Genomic DNA, 25,815 nt, shown 5'->3' on the forward strand with positions numbered 1-25,815 from the left:
AACCGGCAAGGCATCCGAACTTGCCGTCGCGCATTCTCCTGTGGCCTGATCGACGCGCGGGCTTGATCGGCCACCGCAACGCGGCCACGCTCCGCGCCGGAGGCATTCGCTTGACCTAAACCGCGCATATCCCCGCCGCAGCACCCCCCATCGGCGACCGGGTCGCCATGTCGGTGGCCGTGGCGCCGATGGATGCCGTGGATACCCCGCCAGACCGCACCGCCCGCGACTGAACCGGCCGCGCGTGCGGCCATCTGCGGCCGAACGAGCGAGCATCCGACATGATCCCAACGGACAAGTCCTTCCCGGCGAAGGCATGGGTCGTCATCATCGCGGGCGGCGCAGTGGGCGTCTCCTCCCTCTGTCACCTGGCGCAGCCGATTGCCCCAACTTCGCGGCAAGCTGGGCCATCATGAACATCCAGCGGTATTCCATGGCGCTCTCCGGCGGGCAGGCGGAGGCTGTGGATCATCCAATCGACTACCACGTCACCGTTGCCATTCGCCTGGCCCAGACGCCCGAGCGCACGCAGGAGTTCGAGCATGTATGCACCATCGGTGCGATGCAGGGCCTGCGCCCGTCGATGGTTGCGCCCGACGACATCCGCGCGCAAATCCCCTCTGCGAAAGCCCACGACCTGCCTGTCGGTTTCTGAGACCCGAAGGATGGCGACATCGACTCCGCGCAGTCGACGCAGGTTTTGGCGAAGGGCGCGCGCGAACTGGGCGCCCGCATCCTGCGCCACACCTCGGCGACCGGCATGACGCGCGACGGGGGAAGGCTGGGTCGTCCACGCTGATCGGGGCGACATCGCCTGCGACGTCATGGTGAACGCCGCCGGATACTATGCCGCCCGCGTCGCCGAATGGTTCGCCCCCCACGGCCGGCCGCCCCTGCCCCTGCTCATGGCAGTCATGTCGCACCAGTATCCGCTGGTCGAACCTATCGCGGAGATCGCCGCCCGGACCGCCGAACACGGGCAGAAGCTGCCGATGATCCGCGACCCCGACGTGAGCTATCACCTGCGGCAGGAAAAGACGGGCCTGAACCTCGGCCCCTATGAGCGGACCTGCCCGTCCGAATGGACAGCGGGCGACATGCCGGACGATTTCAGCTTCCATCTCTGGCGCGACGACCTCGACCGGCTGGAGGACTACATCGCCGACGCGATGGAACGGATGCCACCGCTTGCAACCGCCGGCGTCATCAACGGCCCCATTCCCCAGACCCCCGACGGCCTGCCCCTGATCGGACCGATGCCGGGGGGGGGGGCCGGGGGCCTTCGACGCCAACGTCTTCACCTTCGGCATCGCGCAGACCGGCGGCGCGGGCAAGGTGTTGGCCGACTGGATGACAAATGGCGCGATCGAGTGGGATTGCCGGAACGTGGACCCCTGCCGCGTCGGCGTCTATGGCTCCTACCCCACCAACGCGCGCGTGAAGGCCGGAGAGGTCTACGGCCACGGATACGCGATGCATTCCCCGCACGTGTGTTGGCCCGCGGGGGCGGGGCGCCGGTGTCGCCGCTGCATGACCGACTTCTGGAACAGGGCGCCGTCATGGGAAGCTACGGCGGCGGGGAGCGCGCCACATGGTTCGCGAAACCGGGCGACGATACCGGGTTCGACGCGACGCAGACAGGGGCGCAGAACGGTCCGTGGCACACGTGGGGGGCCGAAGAAGTGGCTGCCATGCAGACGGCGTGCGGCGTGCTGGACCTGTCCGGGTTCGCACGGTTCGACCTGTCGGGGCCGGACGCTGCGACGTGGCTGGGGGGCGGATCGCCGGGCGCCTGCCGAGCGTGGGCCGCATGACGCTTGCCTACCTTAAAGGGCCGACGGGCCGGTTCGCCACCGAGATGTCCGTCGCGCGCACAGGCCACGACACCTTCATCCTCATCACCGCAGCCGTCGTCCGCTGCTACGACCGCGACTTCTGCTGCGCGACCTGCCCCCCGGCCTGACCCTCGCAGACCGGACCGAGGACATTGCCTGCCTTCTTCTCACCGGCCCCATGTTCCGCGACGTCTTGGCAGCCGTTACCGACGTCGACCTGACGCTACCCTGGCTGTCGGTGCAGGACACGCGTGCCGCCGGGCGCCGGGCGCGACGGAACCGAGTCGGTTTTCCGGAGAGTTCGGCCGGGAAATCCATGTGTTGCGGGACGATCTTCAGGCGATACATGAAACGATCGACGCCACGCCCTTCGGCATGTGGGCGCTCGATTCCATGCGGATCGAAAAGGGCCATCCCGCTTGGGGCAGCGACCTCTCGCCCCCCTATACCCTGCGCGAGGTGGGCGCGGAACGGTTCACGTCTGATCCCGGCGCAGCACCCGACCGTGCCCTGACCATTCTGAAACTGGACGACTGCGGATATGACCCGCACCCCATGTCGCCCCGTCTCGCTGGGCGGCCGCCTGGTGGACGAGGTGACGTCGACCGCCTTCGGCCACCGCATCGGCAAGCCCGTCGCCATGGTCATACTGTCCTGCGCGGGCGCGCCGCCCGGCACGGAGGTGGAGGGCGAGGTCTTCGGCCGCCGCATCCCCGCCCGCGTCCACGGCGACGCGCCGCTCTATGATCCCGCCAACGAAAGGATGCGCGCATGACCCTTCCGTTCCGGGCCCGTGCCGTCGTCATCGGCGGCGGCGTCATCGGCTGTTCCGTCGCCTACCACCTGACGAAGTTTGGCTGGACCGATGTGGTGCTGCTGGAACGCAAGCGCCTGACCTCGGGCACGACATGGCATGCGGCCGCGCTGATCGCGCAGTTGCGCGCCTCGACCCGGATGACGCGGCTCGCGAAATACAGCGCCGACCTTTACGCGAGGCTGGGGGAGGAGACGGGCGTCGCCACCGGCCTGCGCCGCGCCGGATCGATGTCCGTCGCCCTGACCGCGGCGCGGCAGGAGGAGCTGCTGCGCGGCGCTTCCATGGCCCGCGCCTTCGGGGTGGAGGTGGAAGATCTGTCGCCGGCCGAGGTGGTCGAGAAATACCCCACCATCAACCCCGACGGCGTCGTCTTGGGCGCCTGGCCGCCGGGCGACCGGCAGGGCGATCCGGGAAACATCGCGCACGCGCTGGCCGAAGGCGCGCGACAGCGGGGGCCGCTATGTGACCGACGACGTCACCATGGGCACCATCGCGGCGGAGAATGTGGTCAACTGCGCGGGCATGTGGGCGCATGGCGTGGGGCGGACAGCGGGGGTGAACGGGCCGCTGCACGCTTAAGAACATTTCTACAACGTGACCGAGACCATTCCCGATCTGGCCCTCCTGCCGGTGCTGCGGGTGCCGGACGAATGCGCCTGTTACAAGAAGGATGCAGGCAAGATCCTGCTCGGCGCGTTCGGGCCGCGGGCCAAGTCCTGGAGCATGGCCGGCATCCACGAAAGCTTCGTGTTCGATGCGTTCCCCCCCCACTTCGACCGTTTCGAGCCGATCCTGAAGGCCACGATCAACCGCCTGCCCATACTGGCCGACGCGGGGATACACACATTCTTTAGCGGCCCCGAAAGCTTTACCCCCGACGACGCCTACAACTCAGGTCCTGCGCCCGAGTTCCCGAACGTCTGGATCGCGGCCGGGTTCAACTCGGTCGGCATCCAGTCGGCGGGCGGGGCGGGCATAGCGCAGGCGCAGTGGATGGAGGATGGCGAGGCGCCATTCGATCTGGGCGACATGGATATCGCACGCATCCAGCCGTTCCAGCGCAACCGGCGCTATCTGCGCGAACGCGCGACCGAGACGCTGGGCCTGCTCTATGCGGACCACTGGCCGTTCCGGCAGAAGGCCACTGCGCGGGGCGTCCGCCGTTCGCCGTTCCACGCGCAGCTCGACGCGATGGGCGCGGTCTTCTGCGAACTGGCGGGGTGGGAGCGGGCCAACTGGTTCGCCTTCCCGGGCGAGGCGCGGGAATATTCATGGGACTGGGGGCCGCAGAACCGGTTCGCGAACGCGGCGCACGAGCATGCGCTGATCCGGGGCGGTGCGGGCTTCTACGACATGTCGTCCTTCGGCAAGCTGCGGATCGAGGGGCGGGATGACGAGGCGTTCCTCAACCGCGTCTAGGGCGGCGATATGTCCGTGGACGTGGGCCGGATCGTCTATATCCAGATGCTCAATTCCCGCGCCGGCGTCGAGGCGGACGTGACCGTCACCCGCCTCTCCGAGACGGCTTGGCTGATGGTCACGCCGGCCGCGATGCGCGTCAAGGACGACGCCTGGCTGCGGCGCCATCTGGGCGACGCGAACGTGGTCATCACTGATGTGACGGCGGGCGAAGCGGTGCTGGCAGTCATGGGGCCGAAATCGCGCGAGGTGATGCGCGCAATCAGCCCCGGCGACTTTAGCACCGAGGCCTTCCCCTTCGGCACCGCGCGCGAGATAGAGGCGGGGCTGGGCTTTGCCGTCAAGACCGGCACGCCCGCGGATTTCATCGGCCGGGACGCCGTCCTGCGAAAGCGGGAGGAGGGGCTGACGCGGCGGATGCTGCAGTTCCGCCTGCGCTAGCCGCGTGTGATGTTGTATCATAACGAGCCGATCCTGCGCGACGGCCGCATCGTCGGCCACGTCGCCTCGGGCGCTCATGGCCACCATCCGGGTGGGGCGATGGGATTGGGCTATGTGCCCTGCGCGGACGAGAGCGTCGCCGATCTGCTCGGGTCGGACTGGTCGGTCGAAGTCGCAGGACGGAGGGTGGCGGCGGAGGCGTCCTTCGCGCCGATGTACGACCCGAAGGGGGAGCAGTTGAAGACTTGAAGGAAGGTAAGTCCTTCCTGAACAACGTGGTGCATGGCGAAGTTCACGTAACCGTGAAACGAATAAGGGCGGCCCCCGAAGGCCGCCCCGTCTTTCCCGTCAGCAGGAATAATACATCTGGTATTCGACCGGATGTGGCGTGTGTTCGTAGGCATAGACCTCTTTCCACTTCAGCCGCAGGTAGCCGTCGATCTGGTCGCGGGTGAAGACGTCGCCGGCCAGAAGGAACTCGTTGTCCTTTTCCAGCTCCTCGAGCGCCTCGCGCAGCGATCCGCAGACGGTGGGGATGGAGGCAAGCTCCTCCGGCGGAAGGTCGTAGAGGTCCTTGTCGGACGGCTCGCCCGGATGGGTCTTGTTCTTGATCCCCTCTAGGCCGGCCATCATCAGCGCGGCAAAGCACAGATAGGGGTTGGCTGCCGGATCGGGGAACCGGGCCTCGACGCGCTTGGCCTTGGGGCTTTCGGTCCATGGGATGCGGATGCAGCCGGAGCGGTTGCGCGCGGAATAGGCGCGCAGGACCGGCGCCTCGAACCCCGGAATCAGCCGCTTGTAGCTGTTGGTCGAGGGGTTGGTGAAGGCGTTGAGCGCCTTGGCATGCTTGAGGATGCCGCCGATGAAATACAGCGCCTCCATGGACAGGTCGGCGTATTGGTCGCCCGCGAACAGGGGCTTGCCGTCCTTCCAGATCGACATGTTGACGTGCATCCCCGACCCGTTGTCGCCCGCGATGGGCTTGGGCATGAAGGTTGCGGACTTGCCGTAGGCGTGGGCCACGTTGTGGATCACGTACTTGTATTTCTGCATGTTGTCGGCCTGCTCGACCAGCCCGCCGAAGATCATCCCAAGCTCATGCTGGCAGGAGCCGACCTCGTGGTGGTGCTTGTCGACGCGGATGCCCATGCGCTTCATGGTCGACAGCATTTCGCCGCGCAGGTCCTGGGCGGAATCGGTCGGGTTCACGGGGAAATAGCCGCCCTTGACGCCCGGCCGGTGGCCCATGTTGCCCATCTCGTATTCGGTGTCCGAGTTCCAGGCGCCGTCGGCGGCATCGACCTCGAACGAGACCTTGTTCATGGTGTTCGAGAACCGCACGTCGTCGAACAGGAAGAATTCCGCCTCCGGCCCGAAATAGGACGTATCGCCGATGCCAGACGCCTTGAGGTAGGCCTCGCACTTGGTGGCGGTGCCGCGGGGGTCGCGCTCATAGGGGACGCCGGTGTCGGGCTCGACCACGTTGCAGTGGATGCAGATCGTTTTTTCGGCATAGAACGGGTCGACGTAGACGCTTTCGGTATCGGGCATCAGCTTCATGTCGGACTGGTCGATCGACTTCCATCCGGCGATGGACGAGCCGTCGAACATGAAGCCTTCCTCCAGGAATTCCTCGTCGACCAGGTCGGACACCAAGGTGACGTGCTGCAACTTGCCCAGCGGGTCGGTGAAGCGGATGTCGACGTAGTCGGCCTCCTCGTCCTTGATCAGTTTGAGGACCTTGTCCGTGCTCATGGGATGTTCCTTGGTTGTGCAGGATGGGGTTCAGATGGCGTCCGTGCCGGTCTCGCCGGTGCGGATGCGGATGACCTGTTCGACGGGGGTTACGAAGATCTTGCCGTCGCCGATCTTGTCGGTGCGGGCGGCCTCGACGATGGCCTCGATCGCCGAATCTACCATGTCATCGGACAGCACCACCTCGATCTTCACCTTGGGCAGGAAATCGACGACGTATTCGGCGCCGCGGTAAAGTTCCGTGTGCCCCTTCTGGCGCCCGAAGCCCTTGACCTCGGTCACGGACAGGCCCTGGATGCCGATGTCCTGCAGGGCCTCCTTCACCTCGTCCAGCTTGAAAGGCTTGATGATGGCTTCGATCTTCTTCATCGCGTTCGTCCCCGCCCTTGTGTCGGGCAGGGCATGGCAGGCGCCGTGCGGGGGGTCCACCGGCGGGCGCCTCCGAGGCCGCATGCCGGGGTTGATTTCGGGTCCGATGCCGACAAATCAGGCAACATGCCGCTTTTTTGTGCAACGGAGAAACCGATGACCCCCGCCCCCCTGACCGCCGACGAGATGCGCGCGCTGGAGCGGGCCGCCATCGGCTCCGGTGCCGTGACCGGATCGGAGTTGATGGAGCGTGCAGGTCGGGGTGCGGTCGATGCGATACGCGAGCGTTGGCCCGGCCTCGGCCGCGCCACGGTGCTCTGCGGGCCGGGTAACAACGGGGGCGACGGTTTCGTCATCGCGCGGCTGCTGCGCGACGGCGGTTGCGACGTGACGGTTCACCTGTTCGGCGCGCTCGACAAGCTGCCGCCGGATGCACGCGCCAACCACGACCGCTGGGCGGCCACCGCGCCGGTCGGACGGATCGGCACGGACGCGGTCACGCCTGAAACCGACCTCTGGGTCGATGCGGTGTTCGGCATCGGCCAGACCCGCGCGCTGCCGGAGGAGGTGGTCGCGGTGCTGGCTTCCGCAAGGGATAGCGCCGCGCCTCTGGTCGCCGTCGACGTGCCCTCGGGCCTCGCGTCGGACACGGGCGAGGTGCTTCAGACGTTCCGCCCCGGGGCCGACCTGACCGTCACGTTCCACGGCCCGAAGCCCGGCCACCTGACCGGCGCGGGGCCGGAATGCTGCGGCAAGGTGGTCGTCGTGGACATCGGCCTGTGACCGGGGCGCGGACCCTGTCGGCGGCCGATCTGCAGCCCTTGGGGAAAGGCGGCGGTCACAAGTACGACGAGGGCCATGCCGTCGTCGTGTCCGGCGCGATGGGGCGCACCGGCGCCGCGCGGCTGTCGGCGCGGGGGGCGCTGCGGATCGGCGCGGGTCTGGTCACGGTCGCGGCTCCGGGGTCGGCGATGATGGAATGCGCGGCACAGTTGACGGCGATCATGCTGCGCCGCTGCGAAGACGGCGAGGCACTGGCGGAGATGCTGGGCGACGGGCGGCTGAACGCGCTCTGCCTTGGGCCGGGGCTCGGCACGGACGGGCGGGCCGGCGGGCTGGTCGACGCGGCGGTCGCGGCGCGGCGGTCGGTGGTTCTGGACGCAGACGCGCTGACAGTGCTTGCTGGATGCGACGATCCCTTCGCCATGCTCCACGACGCATGCGTCCTGACGCCCCACGGCGGCGAGTTCGCGCGTCTGTTTCCCGACATCGCCGAGCGGCTGGACGACATGCCCAAGGCGGATGCAACCTGGGAAGCGGCCGCCCGCGCGGGTTGCACCGTGGTCTTCAAGGGCCCCGAGACGGTGATCGCGGGCGCGGATGGGCGCACCTGGATCAACGATGCCACGGGCGACAGGGCGGTGCCGTGGCTGGCCACCGCCGGAACGGGCGACGTGTTGGCGGGGATGGTGACGGGGTTGCTGGCGCGCGGGCTGGACCCGGTGGACGCGGCGTCGGCGGCGGTCTGGCTGCATGCGGAGGCGGCACGCGCCTTCGGGCCGGGCCTGATCGCCGAGGACCTGCCCGAAATGCTGCCGCAGGTGCTGCGCACCCTGACGGGTGGAGCGCGGGGTCAGTCGTGACTGGCGGGCACGACGACGTGGCTTTCGGTGCGCCCGCTGGGTGCTTCCAGCCCGTCTGCCTGGATGGTGAGGGCGCTGCCGAAATCGAGGCGCCAGACCTCCGCCCGGCCCGCCGCCGCGATCTGGCGGCCGTCTGCCAGGCGCGCGACGGGGACGAGCGCGCAGGGTGCATCGAACAGCGCCTCGGCCCGCCAGTCGCGGATGGTGACGTGCTGGTCGGCGGCGAGGGTCGTGTCGCGTCTGGGGCGGCCCTGTCCCAGGCTGTCGGCACGGACGACGACGGTATCGGACAGATGGCGGGTCACGGCGCGCAGGACGGCGAGGCCCCGTTCGCGGGTGACGATCCGGTCACCGCGGCGCAGGTTCTCGACCGCGACGAGGCCCCGCGCGGTCAGGACCGGCGTTCCGGCAGCAAGGCCACCGCGGAACGTCGCCGGGGCCACGGCAACGGCGTCGGTACGGGCAAGTTCTTCGGCATTCCGGCGTAGCTGGACGGTCATGGCAGTGACCCCTTTCTGTGGCTGGCGATGCGATATGGATGGCGCTAAATTGCGGCGCAATGCGGGCAGGGCGGCGGAGTCTTCGCGGCCCTTTCAGCAGCATCCGAACGATGCTATGCCGCCGCCGATGCGGGTGTGGCGAAATTGGTAGACGCACCAGATTTAGGTTCTGGCGCCGCGAGGCGTGGGGGTTCGAGTCCCTTCACCCGCACCATCGGTTCTTTCCAAGGAAGATGTCGTGGCTCTCGCAACAGCGGCAGAGCGGCAGTCGTTTCTAATGAATGGTGAGAGCTCTTTTCTCAACTGGTTTCGACTTGGCGCCCCCCCCCTTTGATCGGACGTGCGCGCCGGTCGCATCCGCGTTATGCCTCCGTCAGGGCGAAGGGCAATTTCGGGGCAGTCGATGACTGACATGCGACGCGACCTGACCGCGATTTTCATGGCGGGTATGCGCCGGGCCGACCCTGTAGCGGCCACGGCGGCGGCGTTGCGGGATTTGCCGCGTCCTGACCTGATATTGGCATTGGGCAAGGCGGCGGGCGCGATGGCCGGCGCCGCCCTGACGCGGTTTCCGGGGGTGCCCTGCACGGTCGTGACGAATGCCGAGAACCCGGCCGACCTGCCGGGCACGCGGGTGATGATCGGGGGTCATCCCGTGCCCGACGACGGATCGCTCGCGGCGGGCGAGGCGCTGCTGCGGGCCGTTCGGCCGCTGACGGCCGGGCAACGGTGTCTCGCGCTGATCTCGGGCGGTGGATCGGCGCTGGCGGTGGCGCCCTTCGCCGGAGTGACATTGGCCGACAAGGCCGAGGTCTCGCGCCTGCTGCTCGGGGCGGGGCTGGACATCCGGGCGATGAACTTGGTGCGGCAGAACCTGAGCCGCCTGAAGGGGGGCGGGCTGGCGCATGCCGCGGCGCCCGCGACGGTGGACGCGCTGATCCTGTCGGATGTGGTGGGAGACGACCTGTCGGCCATTGCGTCGGGGCCGACCGTGGCGCCCATCGGCGGGCCCGCCGAGGCGCGCGCCCTGCTGCACGAGGCGGGGCTGTGGGACCGGATGCCGGAAAGTTGTCGCGTGGCATTGGACCGGCCCGACGCGGGGCCGGTGCCGCAGGGCACCGCGCGCCTGATCGGATCGAACCGCCTGTCGGCCGAGGCGATGCGAGCGGCGGCGCCGGGCGCCACACTCGACCCTGCGCCGCTGGTGGGCGACGTGGCCGAGGCGGCGGCAATGGTGGCGGCACGCGCGCGGGCGGGCGCGGGCACGACCCTTTGGGGTGGCGAGACGACGGTGGTCCTGCGCGGCGATGGGCGGGGCGGGCGCAATCAGGAACTGGCGCTACGGGTCGCGCTGGCCTTGCACGGCTTTGACCGGCCATGGGCGTTCCTGTCCGGCGGCACCGACGGGCGCGACGGGCCGACGGACGCGGCGGGGGCGCTGGTCGACGGTGGCACTCTTGGCCGGATCGCGGCCGCCGGGTTGGACGTGGAGGCGATGCTCGCGCGCAACGACAGCCATCCGGCGCTGGCGGCGGCGGGCGACCTGCTGATGACGGGCGGAACGGGAACGAACGTGGCGGACCTGCAGATCCTGCGTGTCGCGGAATGACGGGTTGTTCGCCCGGTCCGACGGCTTAGATGCGGAGGATGATGAAACGCACCCTTCTCGTCGCCGTCGCAGGTCTGGCCGTTGCCGGACTGGGATACATCCGCCTCGCCCCCATGGACCCCGTGGAGTGGCATGTGGACCCGGAGGCCGCGCAGCGGACAGGCAACCCGAACGACTATCTCGTAGCCGATGGCGGCGATCGCCCGGCGGCCCGGTCCGACGTGCTGCCCGGTGCGCTCATGGCGCGGTTGGACGAGGTTGCACTGGCCGAGGATGGCACGGAACGGCTGGCCGGGTCGCCGGAGGGGGGCTTCGTCACCTATGTCCAGCGGTCCCGCATCATGGGCTATCCCGACGCGATCTCGGTCCGCGCGGTTCCCGACGGCGACGGCAGCCGCCTGACGATCTACAGTCGGTCGCGCTATGGAAAGTCCGACATGGGCGTGAACGAGGCGCGGGTGAAGCGGTGGCTGGCCGCGCTCGACCTGACATAGCACGGCGTCAATAGGGCAATGGGTGCGCCTTGTTGAGGTCGTCGATCTGCGCGACGACCTCCTCCGCCAACGTCAGGTCCACGGCCTTCAACCCATGTGCCAGTTGCGCGGCGGTCGTGGCGCCGAGGATGGCCGAGCAGGCGAAGGGGCGCGTCCGCATCCAGGCCAGCGCCATGTGAACGGGATCGAGCCCGTGGGTGCGCGCAAGCTCCAGATAGGCGGCCGTGGCGGGTTGCACCCGGTCTGACCACCGGCCGCCCAGGTTCTCGGTAATCGACCGGCGGGAGCCTTCGGGCACCGCGCCGCGCTGATACTTGCCCGTCAGGATGCCGGTGGCGAGCGGCGAGAAGGCCAGCAGCGTCACCTGCTCATGCACCATCATCTCGGCCAGGTCGGTGTCGGCCGCGCGGTGCAGCAGCGAATATTCGTTCTGGATCGACAGTGGCCGGGCAGGGCCGTCGGCCGTCAGGCGCAGCCACTGGTCCATCCCCCAGGTCGATTCGTTGGACAGGCCGAAGGCGCGGATCGTGCCCCGGTCGATCTGCCGCTCCAGCGCGCCGATGCAATCGGCCATGTCCTGCAGGATGCCGGGGCGGTCGCCTTCGGGCCGATAGGTCCAGTTCTGGCGGAACTGGAAGCTGCCGCGATTGGGCCAGTGGAACTGGTAGAGGTCGATGTGGTCCGATTGCAGCCGGGCCAGCGACCCTTCGATGGCCTCGGGGATCGTGTCCGGCGTGATGGGCGCCCCGTCCCGCGATTTGCTTCCCGCGCCCGAGTGTTTCGTGGCGATGCGGATGCGGCCGGCGTTGCCCTGCGCGATCCAGTTGCCGATGACGGTCTCGGTGATGCCCGTGGTCTCGGGCCGGGGCGGTACCGGATACATCTCTGCCGTGTCGAGCCAGGTGACGCCCGCGTCGACCGCCATGGCGATCTGTTCGTGCGCCACCGCCTCGGGCGTCTGGTTGCCCCAGGTCATGGAGCCCAGCATGATCTCCGAGACGGTATCGTCGCGGCCGAGGGGGACGTGGCGCATGACGCCTCCTTACAGGTCGAGGTCGAGCCAGACGGGTACGTGGTCCGACGGCTTTTCGCGGCCCCGCATCTCGGTCTGGATGGTGCAGTCGCGCATCGCGTCGGCCACGGCGGGCGACAGCAGGAAGTGGTCGATGCGGATGCCGTCGTTCCTGTCCCAGGCATTGCCCTGATAGTCCCAGAAGCTGTAGTGCCCGGCGGCCGGCGTGCGCGCGCGGAAGGCGTCGGTCAGCCCCAGGTTCACCAGCCTGCGCCATGCCGCCCGCGTCTGCGGCAGGCCAAGGGCGTCGTCCTCCCAGGCCTTGGGGCGCGTGGCGTCCCGATCGTCGGGAATGACGTTGAAGTCGCCGGTCATCAGGAACGGCACCTCTTCGGCGAGAAGCTGCCGGGCGCGAACCTCCAGCCGGGCCATCCAGGCGAGCTTGTAGTCGTATTTCGGCCCCGGCGCCGGGTTACCGTTGGGCAGGTAGAGGCCGCAGATGCGGACGGCGCCCCGGTCGCCGATCACCGTGCCTTCGATATAGCGGGCCTGCTCGTCCTCGTCGTCGCCCGGCAGGCCGCGCGTGACATCCTCCACCGCCGTCTTCGACAGGATCGCCACGCCGTTGAAGCCCTTTTGCCCGTGGGTGTGGATCTCATACCCCGCGTCTTCGGCCAGATCGCGGGGGAAGGCCTCGTCCACCGACTTGATCTCCTGCAGGACGGCCACGTCGGGCGCATCCTCGCGCAGCCAATCGGCGACGGTCAGGTAGCGCGCCTTGATGCCGTTGACGTTGAAAGTGGCGATCTTCATGGCCCGGCCCCCGGCGGTCTGCGGGGGCGCGGCCCCCGGTGATCTTTGGGGGCGCGGCCCCCGGTGGTTCGCGGGCCGGTCTAGGCGAGGGTCGGCGGACTGTCACCCCTCCGGCGTGATCCGTGTCGACCGCGTTCCGCCGTCCTCCGTCGCCACCTGCTCGCGCAGCAGGTCGACCCGCCAGCGCGGCGAGTGCGGCGGCGGGGGAGCGTCAGATATTCCTCGCCCGCCCAGACGCAGGCCATGTTGGCCGAACGGCGGTAGAGCGGGAACCCCAGGATGAGGACCTCCGGCGCCGTGGGGTCGGCAACGGGTAGGACCGCGGTCAGGACACGGTCGCCGGGGATGGGGCCGTCGTGAAAGATGACCTGCCGCCCTTTAAGTTCGGAATAGGCCTGCGCGATCGTCAGGTCGTCCCGCTCGAACGGAAAGGGCGGGTCGAGCACGAAGGCCGCCGTCCGCACGGGGCCGTCCGGGCGCGGTGCGACGCCGCGGTCGTCATGGCTCGCCAGCCAGTCGGCGTATTCCGCATCGGTCCCGACGTGGCAGAAGGGCAGGTCCTCGGGTCTGGTCATGAAAAGCGCTCCCGCAAGTCCGATGGCCGCGGCGATGCCGAGAACCAGGAATGTGCTCAACAGCCCCAGTTGCATCATTCGCCCGCCGGCAGGAGGGTGAAGAAGCCGGCGGGCTGATCCGTGGACGTGTTCCCACCGACCGGAAGGGCCCGCGCGCCGTTCCTGCGCCAGAGCGCGTAGTCGTTGATCCCTTCCACCTCGCCGCCATCGGGGATGAGGGGAATAGACCCGGCGCTGAGACCGGGGTGGGGGTAGGCGACGTGCTCGGGCGGCAGGCATAGGACAGGATGCGCCCGTTCGGCGCGAAGGCATCGGCCGGAACCCGTGCAAGGTTGCCGAACGTCACGTTCATGTTCGACCCCGGCTCGCCGTAGTTGAGCGAAAAATAGTTCGGCAGGCCGTGGGCGAAGATAACGAGGTGATCCGCACGACGTTGATGCCCAGCGTGTCGCGCAGGCAGTCGAGGTCCCGCAACTGCCACTGCGAATAGTCACCCCGGACGTAGGCCACGGTGGTGCGATCGGCACGCCGGTAGCCGGGCGGGACGAGGGTGCCCTGCGTCACCCCGTAGCCGCAGGCGAGGAACATCGCCTTGTGCTGGAACCCGGAGGCCGGATATTCGAACTCGGATCCGATGACGATGATGTTCTCGGTCTTGTCGGGGCAGGTCGCGCAGTCTTCATCCGCCGCCGTCCGGGAGAACTGCGGGCCGGCCGTCTCAGGTCTCCGGCGGCGCGAGGGCGCGGGCGCGCGAATAGAGGATGTCGGACGCGGAGAGATCGTCGTCGGGCAGGCGCGACGCGCGGGTCAGGTCCGTGAGGTCGGCCCCCGCCCTCCGGGCGAGGATTGCGGCGCGGACGACGTTCCAGACCGCCGCCTCCCTCCGGTAGCCCGCCGCGCGGACCTCGTCGCAAAGGGCAGCGGTGTCCTCGGGCGGCACGGTGTCGAAGGGCGGCCCCTCGGCCCGGAGGGCGCGGTGGATTTCCTCCCTGAACGCCTCCCACCGCGCCGCACGGAACAGGGGCCGGTAGGTGTCGATCGCGCCGGGCGTGGCACTCCGCTGCGGCAGGGCGGCATCCGGCCCCGTGCAGACGAGGTCATCGCCCTCGGGCCGGATCACCGACCGGACAGCGGAGCCGTAGCGCCAGCCAAGTTCGGTGTCGTCCTCGGGGAAGGAGGCCCAGAGCGCCCCGGCGGTGCGAACCTCGCAGAAGCGGAGGAAATACCATTTCCCCGCGCGGTCCCTGTGCCGCGTCATCAGGCGCAGATGCCGGCGCAAGCCTTCGGTCCCCACACCCGCCCAGGTCCGCAGGATCAGGCCGGGCCGGTTCCCAAGAGGTGCCACGGCACGTCGTCCTCCGGTCGTCTTGTGACCATCGCCCGCAGCAGCCAAGACCCTTCGGACAGCCGCGCCAGCCAGGGTGCGCCATTGGCCATCTGGTCGCCGGCCCGCCCGTGCGAGAGGCACCGTGCCTCCTCTCCGTGCGCTTCCAGGAGTTCTGGCAGCAACGGAAAGGCCGTCGCATCCACCACCGCGTGACAGCATCCGTCGGACAGGCCCAGAAACGCCGCGACCCCCTCCGGCAGCGGATCGCTTCAGGAGGTCATCGGCCGGACCGGCCCCAGGCGTGTCGCGGTCAGTCGCGCCATGCCGTCCGCCCCCATCGCGGCGGTCCCGCCAGGCGGGACGAGGTGGAGCGGTGAGCCCACATTTCGCGCCTATCTCTCCTGCAACCGGTCGGCGCGCTTGCGCACCAGCACCGTTCGCAGGTCGTGCATGGCCAGCAGCAGCCGGTCCGTCACGGCGTCGAGCTGTTCCTCGGTGGCCCGCGACTGCGCCCAATGCGCGGTGAGGTTCAGGTGGTCGACCGCACGCCGGATGTCGTCCACGTCGCGGCGGGCAAGCTCCTCGCGCCGGGCAACCGTCCAGTCGTCGATGGCCGCGCGGTCGGCATTGGTCAGCTCTCGCTCGCCCTGCGCCTTGACCTGTCCGTTGTTGACGTTGACCGTCGCGATATGGTCCAGGTCGAGCCGCCGTTGCCGGTTCTCGGTATCCACCCGGAAGACCAGCGCGCCGTTTTCCTTGACGCGGAAGTAATAGGGGGGCAGGCCGCCGTTCATCGGCCGCCCCTCACGTCAGCCTCTCGCAGAACCGCTTGATCCGGTTGCAGGCCTCCTCCAGCGCCTTGTCCGAGGTGGCATAGCTGACGCGGAAGTGCGGCGAGAGGCCGAAGGCCGCGCCGAAGACGACGGCCACGCCCTCCTCCTCCAGCAGCGCGGTGGCGAAGGCCTCGTCGTCGGCGATCTCGGCCCCCTGCGCCGAGGTCTTGCCGATGCAGCCCGCGACGGAGGGATAGACGTAGAAGGCGCCTTCGGGCACCGGGCAGTCGATGCCGGGGCAGGCGTTCAGGCCCGCGACCACCAGATCGCGACGGCGCTTGAACAGGGCCTGGTTCGGGCGGATGAACTCCTGCGTGCCGTTGAGCGCCTCGACCGCCGCCGCCTGGCTGATGGAACAGGGGTTCGACGTCGACTGCGACTGCACCTTGCCCATCGCCTTGATGAGCTGTTCCGGCCCGCCCGCGTATCCGATCCGCCAGCCGGTCATCGCATAGGCCTTGCTGACGCCATTCATGGTCAGCGTCCGGTCCTTCAGGCCCGGTTCCACCTGCGCGGGGGTGGCGAAGACGAAGTTGTCGAAAACGAGGTGCTCGTACATGTCGTCGCTCAGCACCCAGACGTCCGGGTGCCGCATCAGCACGTCGGTCAGCGCCTTCAGCTCCTCGGCCGAATAGGCCGCGCCTGTGGGGTTCGAGGGCGAGTTGAACAGGAACCACTTGGTGCGCGGCGTGATCGCGGCCTCCAGCGCGTCGGCGGTCAGCTTGAACCCGGTGTCGATGCCCGCCTCGACGATCACCGGCTCCCCCCCGGCCAGCAGGACCATGTCGGGATAGCTGACCCAGTAGGGCGCGGGGATGATGACCTCGTCGCCGGGGTTCAGGGTGGCCATGAAGGCGTTGTAGATCACCTGCTTGCCGCCCGATCCCACGGTGATCTGCGACGGCGCGTAATCCAGCCCGTTCTCGCGCGCGAACTTGGCGGCGATGGCCTGCTTCAACTCGGGCGTGCCGTCGACGGCGGTGTATTTCGTCTGCCCTTCCTCGATCGCGCGGATGCCGGCCTGCTTGATGTTGTCGGGCGTGTCGAAGTCCGGCTCGCCCGCGCCCAGGCCGATGACGTCGCGTCCCGCGGCCTTCAGCTCCTTCGCCTTGGTGGTGACGGCGATGGTCGGCGAGGGTTTGACGCGCGAGAGGGTGTCGGACAGGAATGCCATGTCGGGTCTCCGGGTTGGCAAGAGGGTCGCGTCCGTCCTAGGTAAAGCGCGATCCGCAATCAAGGAGCAGTGCCGTGCCAGACCAGACCGATTGGTTCGATCCCGACACCACGACCTTCGGCGACCGCCTGACCGGCGCGCGGGAGGCCGTGGGGATGAGCGTCGACGAACTGGCCCAGCGGCTGGGCGTCAAGCGCAAGACCATTCTCGCGTGGGAGGACGACAGGTCCGAGCCTCGCGCCAACCGCGTCTCGACGCTGGCGGGTCTGACCAGCGTGTCGCTGATGTGGCTGATGACCGGCGCGGGCGATGGGCCGACGGTGGCGCGCCACGACTACGACGGCGATCTGGGAGCCGAACTCGGCCGCCTGCGCCGCGATGCCGCCGCCCTGACGGACCGTCTGGCCCGGCTGGAGGCACGGCTGCGGGCGCCCACGGCGAACGACGCATGACGTCCCCGGAGGAGGCGCGGCGGAAGCGCTTGAAGATCCGTGCCTGGCGCCGCGGCATCAAGGAAATGGACCTGATCCTGGGCGGATACGCCGACGAGCGTCTGGCCGCGATGGACGACGACGATCTGGCCCTGTTCGAGGCGGTGCTTGGCGAGAACGACCACGACCTTTATTCATGGGTCACGGGCCAGGTCGAAGCCCCCGCCCGCTTTGCTCCACTGATGGCGGAGCTTGGGCGCCGCGCCGCAACATATCGCGGATAGGACGTTTCGTTTAACGAAATGTCAGGAATTTTCGGTTCAAACCTTCTTCGACGAATATCGAGAGCAGGGTGTCCCGGATGAGCCGACTTGAAAAGTTCCAACCTCGCAAGCAGCCGGACTTCATGTCCGGCTACCTGGATGCGCTGACCTTGGTGGAGCGGCTGCACCGGCTGCTTCTCGACGTCATCAAGGACGAGTTCGAGCGTCTGGGCTTGATCGAGATCAACGCCGTCCAGGGGCTTCTGCTGTTCAACATCTCCGACAACGAGGTGACGGCGGGCGAGTTGAAGACGCGCGGCTACTATCAGGGTTCCAACGTCAGCTACAACCTCAAGAAGCTCGTCGAGATGGGCTACATGCACCACCAGCGCTGCGAGATCGACCGTCGCGCCGTCCGCGTCCGCCTGACCGCGAAGGGGCGGGAGGTGCGCGACGCCGTGGAAGGGCTGTTCGTGCGCCACGCCGACGGCATCCGCCACACCGGCGTCCTGTCCGATGCGGGGCTGGTCGAGATCGTGGGAACGCTGCGGCGGGTCGAACGCTACTGGGCCGACCAGATCCGCTATATCTACTGACGTCATTCCCGGCCCTCTGCCCGTGGAACACGGAAGGCGGGGGCCGGGCGCGGGCGGTGAAACCGCCACGCCAGCGACGCACGGCCCCGGCGGATCGCCGGGGCCGTGTGCCGTTCCGTACCGATCCGGCGCGCCGCGTGGGCTGCCGGGGAATCGGCTTGCGCCCCATCCGCCGCGCACATAGAGACGGGCACGATTTGGCCCCGCCCACCGGCGGGGAACGTTCGCACATGCGGGGGCCGGAACGGCCCGGCCGGTTAGACAAAGGATGATCCCATGCAGGTGACCGAGACCCTGAACGAAGGCCTCAAGCGCGGCTATACCATCACGGTCCCGGCCGCCGATCTGGAGGCCAAGGTCAACGAGAAGCTGGTCGAGGCGCAGCCGGGCATCGAGATGAAGGGTTTCCGCAAGGGCAAGGTGCCCATGGCCCTGCTGAAAAAGCAGTTCGGCCAGCGCCTGATGGGTGAGTCGATGCAGGAAGCCGTCGACGGCGCGATGAGTTCGCATTTCGAGACATCGGGCGACCGTCCCGCGATGCAGCCCAAGGTCGAGATGACCAACGAAGACTGGAAGGAAGGCGACGACGTGGTCGTGTCGCTGTCCTACGAGGCGCTGCCCGAGGTGCCGGAGGTCGATTTCTCGGGCGTCGAGATCGAGCGCCTGGTGGTCGAGCCAGCCGAGGAAGACGTGACCGAGGCGCTGGAAGGGCTGGCGAAGAACGCCCAGACCTTCGAGACCAAGAAGGGCAAGGCCGCCAAGGGCGACCAGGTCGTCTTCGACTTCCTCGGAAAGGTCGACGGCGAGGCCTTCGAGGGTGGCGCGGCCGAGGATTATCCGCTGGTGCTCGGCTCCAACTCTTTCATCCCCGGCTTCGAGGATCAGCTGATCGGCGTGAAGGCCGGTGAGGAGAAGACCGTGGAAGTGACCTTCCCCGACGAATACCAGGCGGAGCATCTGGCCGGCAAGGCCGCGACCTTCGACTGCACGGTGAAGGAAGTGAAGAAGCCTGCCGAAGCGAAGATCGACGACGAGCTGGCCAAGCAGTTCGGCTCCGAAAGCCTCGATGCCCTGAAGGGCCAGATCAAGGAGCGGCTGGCTGCGGAATACGCCGGTGCCGCGCGCCAGGTGGTCAAGCGCCAACTGCTGGACCAGCTCGACAGCCTCGTCACCTTCGACCTGCCGCCCTCGCTGGTGGATGCCGAGGCGCAGCAGATCGCGCATCAGCTCTGGCACGAGGAAAACCCCGACGTGCAGGGCCACGACCATCCCAAGATCGAGCCGACGGAGGAGCATCGCAAGCTGGCCGAGCGCCGCGTCCGACTTGGCCTCTTGCTGGCCGAACTGGGCCAGAAGGAAAACGTGCAGGTCACGGACGCCGAGATGACGCAGGCCATCATGACCCAGGCGCGTCAGTATCCGGGTCAGGAGCGGGAGTTCTTCCAGTTCATCCAGCAGAACCAGCAGGCGCAGCAGCAACTCCGCGCGCCCCTGTTCGAGGACAAGGTGATCGACCTGGTGCTGGACCGCGCCAAGGTCACGGACCGGACCGTCACGAAGGAGGAGCTTCAGGCCGAAGTCGAGAAGCTCGAAGAGATGTAGGTCTCCGGTCCTCGCAGAATGGGGGCGGCCCGCTGGGGCCGCCCCTTTCTTGTTATTCGGCCGGCGTGACGCGGATGACCGAACCGTTCTCGAAATCGGTCAGGATCACGAAGGAGCCGTCGGGCTGGATCTCGACGTCGCGGACCCGGCCGATGTCGCGCAACAGGCGCTCCTCTTCGGTGACGAGCCCGTCCTCGAGCGACAGGCGCACCACGCCGCCGGGCTTGAGCGAGCCGATCAGCAGGTCGCCGTTCCAGTCCGAGAACGTCTCGCCCGAATGGAACGCCATGCCGCCCGGCGCGATGACCGGATCCCAGAAGTAGACGGGCTGCTCCATCCCCTCCTGCGCAGCACCGCCCGACCCGACCACGCCGCCGTCGTATCGCTTGCCGTAGGAGATCACGGGCCAGCCATAGTTGAGCCCGGCTTCCGGCCGGTTCAACTCGTCCCCGCCCGCGGGGCCATGCTCGATGGTCCAGAAGGTGCCGTCGTCGGCGACCGCCGCACCCTGGATGTTGCGGTGGCCGTAGGACCAGATCGTGTCCACGGCACCGTCCTGATCCACGAAGGGGTTGCCCTCGGGCACGGTTCCATCGGGATTGACGCGGATGACCTTGCCGTAGGTCTTGTCGAGATCCTGCGCATAGAGCCGTTGGTCGTCGGTAAAATGCTCGCCGGAGGTGATGGCCACGGTCCCGTCGTCCAGGAACAACACCCGTGCGCCATAGTGCATCGGCGTCTCCGACGGCGGCTCCTGCACGAAGATGTCCTCGACATCGCTGACCGAGGCCAGGTCGTCCGACAGGGTCATCCGTGCCGCGGCGGTGGCGCTCTTGCCGTCGATGGGCTTGGCGTAGGTAAGGTAGATCGTCCGGCTGTCCGCGAAATCGGGGGCGAGTGCCACGTCGAGCAACCCGCCCTGCTTCTCGGCCAAGACCTCCGGGATGCCCTCGACGGGCTCCGACAGTGTGCCGTCGGCCCCGAGGTGGCGGAGGCGGCCGGCGCGTTCCGTGACCAGCCAGCCGCCGTCGGGCAGGTTCGCGATGCCCCAGGGGTGGACCAGCCCGCCGGCCAGCGTCTCGGTCGCAAGTTCGATGCCGCTGTCGGTCAGGGGCGCGCGGGTCTGTTCGGGAAAGGCGGGCGGATAATCGGTGTTGCGCTCGCCATAGGTGAAGCCCTGCGCCAGCGCGGCAGCGGGCAGAAGGGTGGCGAGGGTCAGGGGCAGGGTCAGGTGTCGCATCGTGGCCTCCGGCGTTCTGTTGTTGCTGATTGGTCAGATAGAGCCATGCCGCCCCGCGTCACGAACGCTTTACGCCCGCCCGCCGGTGGCGCAGAAACCAGACATGACCAATCCGCTCCACGATCTTCTGTTCGCGGCGCGCGCCGGCAGCGCCGCGCCCTTCCTGCACCTGCCCGGTGGGCGCACGCTGAGCCATGCCGACTTCGACCGGTTGTCGGCGCGCATCGCCCATGCGTTCGTCGCGCAGGGGCTGGCCCCCGGCGACCGGGTGGCCATGCAGGTGGCGAAATCACCCGAGGCCCTCGCCGTCGTGGGCGCCTGCGCGCGCGCGGGCCTCGTGATCCTGCCCCTCAACCCGGCCTATACGCCCGCTGAGACCGAGTATTTCGTCACCGACTCCGGCGCGCGCCTGTTCGTTTGCGATCCCGGCGACGCGGAGGCGATGGCGCAGGTTCTGGACGGCGTGCAGGTGATGACCCTGTCGGCGGACGGGCAGGGGACGCTGGCGCAGGCCGCGGCGGACGCACCCGACACTTTCGTCACCGTGCCGCGGGACGGCGGGGACCTCGCGGCGCTGCTCTATACCTCCGGCACCACGGGGCGGTCGAAGGGCGCGATGCTGAGCCAGGACAACCTGATCTCCAACGCGCAGACGCTGGCGCGGGAATGGCGCTTCACCGAACGCGACGTGCTGATCCACGCGTTGCCGATCTTCCATACCCACGGCCTGTTCGTCGCCACCAACGTCGTGCTGGCGACCGGCGGCGCGATGATCTTCCTGCCGAAGTTCGACCTCGATGCCATCGTTGCTGCCCTGCCGCGGGCGACGGCGATGATGGGCGTGCCGACGTTCTATACCCGCCTGCTCGACGATGGTCGGTTCGATCGCACGCTCGCGGGGCACATGCGCCTGTTCGTCTCCGGCTCGGCCCCCCTGCTGGCCGAGACGCACCGCGCGTTCGAGGCGCGGACGGGCCACCGCATCCTGGAACGCTACGGCATGACCGAGACGAACATGAACACGTCGAACCCCTACGACGGCGACCGCCGCGCCGGAACGGTCGGCCTGCCGCTGCCGGGGGTGGAGTTGCGGATCGTCGAAGGCGGCGCCCCGGTCGCCCCCGGCCGGACCGGCACGATCGAGGTGCGCGGCCCCAACGTCTTCCAAGGCTACTGGAACATGCCCGAAAAGACGGCGGACGAGTTGTCGCCCGACGGCTGGTTCGCCACCGGCGATCTCGGCACGCAGGACGCCGACGGCTATGTCACCATCGTCGGGCGCGCGAAGGATCTGATCATCTCGGGCGGCTACAACGTCTATCCGAAGGAAGTGGAGGAGGTGCTGGACGATTGCCCCGGTGTGCTGGAATCGGCGGTCGTGGGCCTGCCGCACGCCGATCTGGGCGAGGTTCCGGTGGCGATCCTCGTGGCGCAGCCCGGCACTTCGCCGGATCTCGCGGCGGTGGAGGAACGGCTGCGTGCCGCGCTCGCCCGCTACAAGCACCCCGCCCGGATAGTGGTCGCGGACGAACTGCCCCGCAACACCATGGGCAAGGTGCAGAAGGCCGCGCTGCGCCGGACATACGCGGACCTTCTGGCCTGATCCACGGCGTCAGAGGGTGATGCGGTATTGCAGGAACCCCTCGTCGTTCACGCCGACTTCCTCCAGCGTCAGGCCGGGCACGCCCTCGGCATAGGCCGCGGCCGCCGGGCCCGTCTCGAACAGCGCGGTCGCGCCCTCGACCGGGGCGAAACCCCAGTTGCCGTCGGCCGAAGGGCTGATGGTGCCCTGCTCGACGATGTAACGGACGATGACGTCGCGGTTGGTGTCCGGCGCCTCCAGGATGATGGTCGACCCGTCCGCGCCCGGGAACGACCCACCGCCCGATGCGCGGTAGTTGTTGGTGGCGACGACGAACTCCGCCTCCGCGTCGATGGGCGCGCCCTGATACGTCAGGTCAAGGATGCGGTTCGCGTCGGCGTCGGCAACCGCGCCTTCGGCATCGAACCGGGCGGGCTGGCTCAGGTCGATGCGGTATTCGACGCCGTCCATCACGTCGAAGTTGTAGCTGGGGAAATCGGGGTTCAGCAGAGGCACGTCGCTGTCGCCCGGCTGCACCCGGTTGAACATGCCGGCCGACCGCTCCAGCCAGTCCTTGACCTGCGCCCCGGTGATCTTCACCGCGCGCACCGTGTTCGGATAGAGATACAGGTCCGCCACGTTGCGGATCGCCACGTCGCCCGCCGCCACGTCGGTGTAATATTCCGGTCCGCCCCTTCCGCCCGACTTGAAGGGCGCGGCGGCCGACAGGACGGGGAGCCCCTCGTCCGCGGTGCCCTTCAGCAGTTGCTCCACATACCATTTCTGCGCGATCGACACGATCTGGACCGACGGGTCGTCGGCCACCTGCGCGAAATAGCTGTGCAGCGGGGCGTCGGTCTTGCCCACCGGACGGCGGACGTATTCCAGCGTCGCCTCGTGGTCGGCTTCGGTCGCGGCCAGCACGGCGTCGACGCTCTCGACCTGCGGCACCCAGGTCCGGTCCTCCTGCCGCACGGCGATGGGCCGGATCTCCGACGTCGACCCCGCGATGCGCCAGCCGTCGCCGTCCCGCTCCAGCAGCAGATCCACCAGCCCCATGTGCGAACCCCAGAAGCCGGGCATCACGGCGGGCTTGCCGTGGATGGTCCCCGCGACCGCATCGACATGGTCGATCCCGGCGTAATCCTCGCCCGGAAACTCCCGGTGGTGGTGGCCGGTCAGCACGACGTCGATGCCGGGCACGGCCGCCAGCGGCACGCTCGCGTTCTCCATCATCTCGGTATGCTCGGCCTCGCCGATGCCGCTGTGCGACAGGGCGATGACGATGTCGGCGCCCTCGGCCTTCATGCGCGGCACCCAGGCTTCGGCGGTGGCGACGATGTCGCGCGCGGTGACGTTGCCCTCCAGATGCTGCCGGTCCCACCGCATGACCTGCGGGGGCGTGAAGCCGATGACGCCGATGCGGATGGGGTGCGTCTCGCCCGCCCCGTCCGTCAGATCGCGGTCGAGGATGACATAAGGCGGCACCAGCGTGGTATCGGCCGTGGGCTCCGCCGCCTGTTCCCTGACGATGTTGGCCAGCACGATGGGGAACCCCGCACCGGCGACGGCCTTGTCGAGGAACTCCAGCCCGTAGTTGAACTCATGGTTGCCGATGGTGCCCGCGTCGAACCCCACGGCGTTCATCGCGGCGATCACGGGGTGGATGTCGCCCGCCTTCAGCCCGCGCTCATAGGCCATGAAGTCGCCCATGGGATTGCCCTGCAGAAAGTCGCCGTTGTCCAGCACGATGGTATTGCCCGCCTCGGCGCGCACCTGTTCGATCAGCGCGGCGGTGCGGGCCAGGCCCACGGTATCGACCGGTTTGTCGCCATAGTAGTCATAGGGCCAGACGTGGACATGCAGGTCCGTCGTCTCGGCGATCCGCAGATGCGCCTGCCCGGCCTGCGCGCGGGCAGCGAAGGGATGCACCGCGATCAGCGCGGCCCCCGCGGTGGTGGTCAGGAAATGGCGGCGGGTCAGGATCATGGCGCTTGCTCCGTGGCAGAATCGGCGGTTTGTCCCGCCAGTATGCACGCCCGGGCGCCGCCGTGTGACGCATTTCCCGACGTCAGCAATGAAACGAAAAAGGGCCGCGCCCATGACAGGCGCGGCCCTTCGCAAGGGTGTCGCGGTTCAGGCGGGCTGCTCGCCTTCGCCGTCGCTCTCGGGGGTGCGGACGGGGCCGGTGTCGTCACCGAACTCGTCGGCGGCACCGCCGATGTCGTCGAACAGCTCCGAGATCTCGAACTCGGCGGCGGCTTCTTCCTCGGCGGCAAGCTCCTGGATGGACTTGCCGGCGGCCTGAAGCTCGGCCTCCTCGGGCGACCGGGCGACGTTCAGCTCGATCTCGGCCTCCACCTCGGGGTGCAGGCGCACCGTGACCTTGTGCAGGCCCAGGTACTTGATCGGCGCCTGCAGGATGACCTGCCCGCGCGCGACCGTGAACCCGGCCTCGGTCGCGGCCTCGGCGGCGTCGCGCGTGGTGACGGAGCCATAGAGAGCGCCTGCGTCCGACGCGGAGCGGATGATGACGAACTGCTCCCCGTTCAGCTTGTCGCCCATCTTCTCGGCTTCCTTGCGGGTCTCGAGGTTCTGGGTCTCAAGCTGGGCCTTGCGACCCTCGAACGCCTTGATGTTGGCGTCCGACGCCGACAGCGCCTTGCCTTGCGGCAGCAGGAAGTTGCGGGCGTGGCCGGGCTTGACGTCCACGATCTCGCCCATCTGACCGAGCTTGGCCACGCGTTCCAGAAGGATCACTTTCATGTCGAAGTCTCCTTATTTCACGGCATAGGGCAGCAGGGCCAGGAACCGCGCGCGCTTGATCGCCCGGGCGAGGGCGCGCTGGTTCTTGGCCGAGACGGCGGTGATGCGCGACGGCACGATCTTGCCGCGTTCGCTGATGTAGCGCTGCAGCAGACGGGTGTCCTTGTAGTCGATCTTGGGGGCATTGGGGCCCTCGAACGGATCGGACTTGCGACGGCGGAAAAACGGTTTGGTGCCCATGTCTCTGCTCCTTACCTGCGGTCGCCGCGGTCACCGCGATCGCGGCGGTCCGGACGCTCATCGCGCTTCTGCATCTGGACCGAAGGTCCTTCCTCGTGGGCGTCGACCTTGATGGTCAGCACGCGCATGACGTCGTCGTGCAGACGGGCCAGACGCTCCATCTCCTGCACGGCGGCGCTGGGCGCGTCGGTCCGCAGGAAGGCGTAATGCCCCTTGCGGTTCTTGTTGATCTTGTAGGCCATCGTCTTGACGCCCCAGTATTCGGAATCGACGACCGAGCCGCCGTTGTCCGAAAGGACGGTGCTGAAATGTTCGACAAGGCCCTCGGCCTGCGCGGTCGACAGATCCTGTCGCGCGATCATCACATGCTCATAGAGCGGCATGTTCACTCCTGTCTTGTAGGCGCGCGTTTCAAAGTCCGGGGCAGGTCCCGCCCCCCGGACACGAGAGTCCACGCGATCGAAGGTGCATGGCGGGAT

The 25,815-nt window shown here is 68.3% G+C and carries 23 protein-coding genes, 1 tRNA gene and 3 pseudogenes; 11 read left to right on the forward strand and 16 right to left on the reverse strand.

Annotation, left to right across the window (positions count from 1 at the left end):
- Positions 1–281 precede the first annotated feature (281 nt).
- Positions 282–2,610, forward strand: a pseudogene (locus JAN5088_RS19615) (FAD-dependent oxidoreductase).
- Positions 2,607–4,761: pseudogene (locus JAN5088_RS02525) on the forward strand (GcvT family protein). The pseudogenes JAN5088_RS19615 and JAN5088_RS02525 overlap by 4 nt, the downstream one beginning before the upstream one ends.
- 99 nt (positions 4,762–4,860) lie before the next feature.
- Here the strand turns inward: JAN5088_RS02525 and glnA are convergent.
- Positions 4,861–6,267 (reverse strand): type I glutamate--ammonia ligase, encoded by a 1,407-nt coding sequence (glnA, locus tag JAN5088_RS02530; protein ID WP_055681242.1) that lies wholly within the window; start codon positions 6,265–6,267, stop codon positions 4,861–4,863.
- A 30-nt stretch (positions 6,268–6,297) separates the two neighbouring features.
- Positions 6,298–6,636: a P-II family nitrogen regulator gene (locus JAN5088_RS02535; RefSeq protein ID WP_055681243.1), complete on the reverse strand. Its 339-nt coding sequence runs from the start codon at positions 6,634–6,636 to the stop codon at positions 6,298–6,300.
- A gap of 156 nt (positions 6,637–6,792) precedes the next feature.
- On the opposite strand from JAN5088_RS02535, the pseudogene JAN5088_RS19620 reads away from it, so the two are divergent.
- Positions 6,793–8,279, forward strand: a pseudogene (locus JAN5088_RS19620) (NAD(P)H-hydrate dehydratase).
- Here the strand turns inward: JAN5088_RS19620 and JAN5088_RS02545 are convergent.
- The gene (locus JAN5088_RS02545) at positions 8,270–8,779 is read right to left on the reverse strand and encodes a Hint domain-containing protein (RefSeq protein ID WP_055681244.1); all 510 of its coding nucleotides are present in this window, start codon (positions 8,777–8,779) and stop codon (positions 8,270–8,272) included. The pseudogene JAN5088_RS19620 and the gene JAN5088_RS02545 sit on opposite strands and share 10 nt — an antisense overlap.
- Before the next feature lie 129 nt (positions 8,780–8,908).
- On the opposite strand from JAN5088_RS02545, the gene JAN5088_RS02550 reads away from it, so the two are divergent.
- The 3 genes from JAN5088_RS02550 (at position 8,909) to JAN5088_RS02560 (ending at position 10,882) form a co-directional block, all read left to right on the forward strand.
- Positions 8,909–8,993, forward strand: a tRNA-Leu gene (locus tag JAN5088_RS02550).
- Between the two features lie 189 nt (positions 8,994–9,182).
- The gene (locus tag JAN5088_RS02555; protein WP_055681245.1) at positions 9,183–10,388 is read left to right on the forward strand and encodes a glycerate kinase type-2 family protein; all 1,206 of its coding nucleotides are present in this window, start codon (positions 9,183–9,185) and stop codon (positions 10,386–10,388) included.
- Between the two features lie 41 nt (positions 10,389–10,429).
- On the forward strand, positions 10,430–10,882 hold the full coding sequence (locus JAN5088_RS02560) for a DUF1499 domain-containing protein (RefSeq protein ID WP_055681246.1): 453 nt from the start codon (positions 10,430–10,432) through the stop codon (positions 10,880–10,882).
- 7 nt (positions 10,883–10,889) lie between these two features.
- On the opposite strand, the gene JAN5088_RS02565 is transcribed toward JAN5088_RS02560, so the two are convergent.
- From JAN5088_RS02565 to JAN5088_RS02595, 8 genes are all read right to left on the reverse strand, one after another.
- Positions 10,890–11,915 carry an aldo/keto reductase gene (locus JAN5088_RS02565; RefSeq protein ID WP_055681247.1) on the reverse strand — a complete coding sequence of 342 codons (1,026 nt, stop codon included), beginning with the start codon at positions 11,913–11,915 and terminating at the stop codon, positions 10,890–10,892.
- Positions 11,916–11,924: 9 nt separating this feature from the next.
- Positions 11,925–12,707, reverse strand: a complete 783-nt coding sequence (gene xth / locus JAN5088_RS02570) for an exodeoxyribonuclease III (RefSeq protein ID WP_055681248.1) — start codon at positions 12,705–12,707, stop codon at positions 11,925–11,927.
- 80 nt (positions 12,708–12,787) lie between these two features.
- Positions 12,788–13,282, reverse strand: a complete 495-nt coding sequence (locus tag JAN5088_RS02575; RefSeq protein WP_143114845.1) for a hypothetical protein — start codon at positions 13,280–13,282, stop codon at positions 12,788–12,790.
- Positions 13,283–13,630: 348 nt separating this feature from the next.
- Positions 13,631–13,870, reverse strand: coding sequence for a hypothetical protein (locus tag JAN5088_RS02580; RefSeq protein ID WP_055681250.1), 240 nt, complete (start codon positions 13,868–13,870; stop codon positions 13,631–13,633).
- Between the two features lie 130 nt (positions 13,871–14,000).
- Entirely contained in the window at positions 14,001–14,627 is a 627-nt protein-coding gene (locus JAN5088_RS02585; RefSeq protein ID WP_055681251.1) for a hypothetical protein, read from the reverse strand.
- Positions 14,597–14,791: a DUF4123 domain-containing protein gene (locus JAN5088_RS18130; RefSeq protein ID WP_158448462.1), complete on the reverse strand. Its 195-nt coding sequence runs from the start codon at positions 14,789–14,791 to the stop codon at positions 14,597–14,599. The genes JAN5088_RS02585 and JAN5088_RS18130 overlap by 31 nt, the downstream gene beginning before the upstream one ends.
- Before the next feature lie 210 nt (positions 14,792–15,001).
- Complete coding sequence (locus JAN5088_RS02590; protein ID WP_055681252.1) at positions 15,002–15,403, reverse strand: hypothetical protein; 402 nt, start codon at positions 15,401–15,403, stop codon at positions 15,002–15,004.
- Between the two features lie 10 nt (positions 15,404–15,413).
- Positions 15,414–16,616: a pyridoxal phosphate-dependent aminotransferase gene (locus tag JAN5088_RS02595; protein WP_055681253.1), complete on the reverse strand. Its 1,203-nt coding sequence runs from the start codon at positions 16,614–16,616 to the stop codon at positions 15,414–15,416.
- A 74-nt stretch (positions 16,617–16,690) separates the two neighbouring features.
- On the opposite strand from JAN5088_RS02595, the gene JAN5088_RS02600 reads away from it, so the two are divergent.
- From JAN5088_RS02600 to tig, 4 genes are all read left to right on the forward strand, one after another.
- Positions 16,691–17,068, forward strand: a complete 378-nt coding sequence (locus JAN5088_RS02600) for a helix-turn-helix domain-containing protein (protein ID WP_055681254.1) — start codon at positions 16,691–16,693, stop codon at positions 17,066–17,068.
- Positions 17,065–17,331 (forward strand): succinate dehydrogenase assembly factor 2, encoded by a 267-nt coding sequence (locus tag JAN5088_RS02605; protein ID WP_055681255.1) that lies wholly within the window; start codon positions 17,065–17,067, stop codon positions 17,329–17,331. Before JAN5088_RS02600 ends, JAN5088_RS02605 begins: the two co-directional genes overlap by 4 nt.
- Before the next feature lie 77 nt (positions 17,332–17,408).
- Positions 17,409–17,906 carry a MarR family winged helix-turn-helix transcriptional regulator gene (locus JAN5088_RS02610; protein WP_055681256.1) on the forward strand — a complete coding sequence of 166 codons (498 nt, stop codon included), beginning with the start codon at positions 17,409–17,411 and terminating at the stop codon, positions 17,904–17,906.
- A 276-nt stretch (positions 17,907–18,182) separates the two neighbouring features.
- The gene (tig, locus tag JAN5088_RS02615; protein WP_055681257.1) at positions 18,183–19,508 is read left to right on the forward strand and encodes a trigger factor; all 1,326 of its coding nucleotides are present in this window, start codon (positions 18,183–18,185) and stop codon (positions 19,506–19,508) included.
- A gap of 52 nt (positions 19,509–19,560) precedes the next feature.
- Here the strand turns inward: tig and JAN5088_RS02620 are convergent, their stop codons facing one another.
- The gene (locus JAN5088_RS02620; RefSeq protein ID WP_055681258.1) at positions 19,561–20,748 is read right to left on the reverse strand and encodes a PQQ-dependent sugar dehydrogenase; all 1,188 of its coding nucleotides are present in this window, start codon (positions 20,746–20,748) and stop codon (positions 19,561–19,563) included.
- A gap of 103 nt (positions 20,749–20,851) precedes the next feature.
- On the opposite strand from JAN5088_RS02620, the gene JAN5088_RS02625 reads away from it, so the two are divergent.
- Complete coding sequence (locus JAN5088_RS02625) at positions 20,852–22,351, forward strand: malonate--CoA ligase (protein WP_055681259.1); 1,500 nt, start codon at positions 20,852–20,854, stop codon at positions 22,349–22,351.
- Positions 22,352–22,360: 9 nt separating this feature from the next.
- Here the strand turns inward: JAN5088_RS02625 and JAN5088_RS02630 are convergent, their stop codons facing one another.
- From JAN5088_RS02630 to rpsF, 4 genes are all read right to left on the reverse strand, one after another.
- Entirely contained in the window at positions 22,361–24,319 is a 1,959-nt protein-coding gene (locus tag JAN5088_RS02630) for a bifunctional 2',3'-cyclic-nucleotide 2'-phosphodiesterase/3'-nucleotidase (protein WP_055681260.1), read from the reverse strand.
- A gap of 147 nt (positions 24,320–24,466) precedes the next feature.
- Positions 24,467–25,096, reverse strand: coding sequence for a 50S ribosomal protein L9 (rplI, locus tag JAN5088_RS02635; RefSeq protein WP_055681261.1), 630 nt, complete (start codon positions 25,094–25,096; stop codon positions 24,467–24,469).
- A 12-nt stretch (positions 25,097–25,108) separates the two neighbouring features.
- Entirely contained in the window at positions 25,109–25,336 is a 228-nt protein-coding gene (gene rpsR / locus JAN5088_RS02640) for a 30S ribosomal protein S18 (protein ID WP_055681262.1), read from the reverse strand.
- Positions 25,337–25,347: 11 nt separating this feature from the next.
- Positions 25,348–25,719 (reverse strand): 30S ribosomal protein S6, encoded by a 372-nt coding sequence (rpsF, locus tag JAN5088_RS02645; protein WP_055681263.1) that lies wholly within the window; start codon positions 25,717–25,719, stop codon positions 25,348–25,350.
- Between the last annotated feature and the right edge of the window lie 96 nt (positions 25,720–25,815).

This window comes from Jannaschia rubra (assembly GCF_001403735.1).
Taxonomy (GTDB): Bacteria; Pseudomonadota; Alphaproteobacteria; order Rhodobacterales; family Rhodobacteraceae; genus Jannaschia; species Jannaschia rubra.

Excerpts from the sequence above, each read along its gene's own strand:
- JAN5088_RS02595 (WP_055681253.1), bottom strand. The coding sequence starts at position 16,616 with ATGGCATTCCTGTCCGACACCCTCTCGCGCGTCAAACCCTCGCCGACC.
- JAN5088_RS02630 (WP_055681260.1), bottom strand. The coding sequence starts at position 24,319 with ATGATCCTGACCCGCCGCCATTTCCTGACCACCACCGCGGGGGCCGCG.
- JAN5088_RS02590 (WP_055681252.1), bottom strand. The coding sequence starts at position 15,403 with ATGAACGGCGGCCTGCCCCCCTATTACTTCCGCGTCAAGGAAAACGGC.
- JAN5088_RS02545 (WP_055681244.1), bottom strand. The coding sequence starts at position 8,779 with ATGACCGTCCAGCTACGCCGGAATGCCGAAGAACTTGCCCGTACCGAC.
- JAN5088_RS02575 (WP_143114845.1), bottom strand. The coding sequence starts at position 13,282 with ATGACCAGACCCGAGGACCTGCCCTTCTGCCACGTCGGGACCGATGCG.
- JAN5088_RS02555 (WP_055681245.1), top strand. The coding sequence starts at position 9,183 with ATGACTGACATGCGACGCGACCTGACCGCGATTTTCATGGCGGGTATG.
- tig (WP_055681257.1), top strand. The coding sequence starts at position 18,183 with ATGCAGGTGACCGAGACCCTGAACGAAGGCCTCAAGCGCGGCTATACC.
- JAN5088_RS02625 (WP_055681259.1), top strand. The coding sequence starts at position 20,852 with ATGACCAATCCGCTCCACGATCTTCTGTTCGCGGCGCGCGCCGGCAGC.
- JAN5088_RS02610 (WP_055681256.1), top strand. The coding sequence starts at position 17,409 with ATGAGCCGACTTGAAAAGTTCCAACCTCGCAAGCAGCCGGACTTCATG.
- JAN5088_RS02560 (WP_055681246.1), top strand. The coding sequence starts at position 10,430 with ATGAAACGCACCCTTCTCGTCGCCGTCGCAGGTCTGGCCGTTGCCGGA.
- rplI (WP_055681261.1), bottom strand. The coding sequence starts at position 25,096 with ATGAAAGTGATCCTTCTGGAACGCGTGGCCAAGCTCGGTCAGATGGGC.
- JAN5088_RS02535 (WP_055681243.1), bottom strand. The coding sequence starts at position 6,636 with ATGAAGAAGATCGAAGCCATCATCAAGCCTTTCAAGCTGGACGAGGTG.
- xth (WP_055681248.1), bottom strand. The coding sequence starts at position 12,707 with ATGAAGATCGCCACTTTCAACGTCAACGGCATCAAGGCGCGCTACCTG.
- rpsF (WP_055681263.1), bottom strand. The coding sequence starts at position 25,719 with ATGCCGCTCTATGAGCATGTGATGATCGCGCGACAGGATCTGTCGACC.
- rpsR (WP_055681262.1), bottom strand. The coding sequence starts at position 25,336 with ATGGGCACCAAACCGTTTTTCCGCCGTCGCAAGTCCGATCCGTTCGAG.
- JAN5088_RS02605 (WP_055681255.1), top strand. The coding sequence starts at position 17,065 with ATGACGTCCCCGGAGGAGGCGCGGCGGAAGCGCTTGAAGATCCGTGCC.
- JAN5088_RS02580 (WP_055681250.1), bottom strand. The coding sequence starts at position 13,870 with ATGTTCCTCGCCTGCGGCTACGGGGTGACGCAGGGCACCCTCGTCCCG.
- JAN5088_RS02620 (WP_055681258.1), bottom strand. The coding sequence starts at position 20,748 with ATGCGACACCTGACCCTGCCCCTGACCCTCGCCACCCTTCTGCCCGCT.
- JAN5088_RS02565 (WP_055681247.1), bottom strand. The coding sequence starts at position 11,915 with ATGCGCCACGTCCCCCTCGGCCGCGACGATACCGTCTCGGAGATCATG.
- glnA (WP_055681242.1), bottom strand. The coding sequence starts at position 6,267 with ATGAGCACGGACAAGGTCCTCAAACTGATCAAGGACGAGGAGGCCGAC.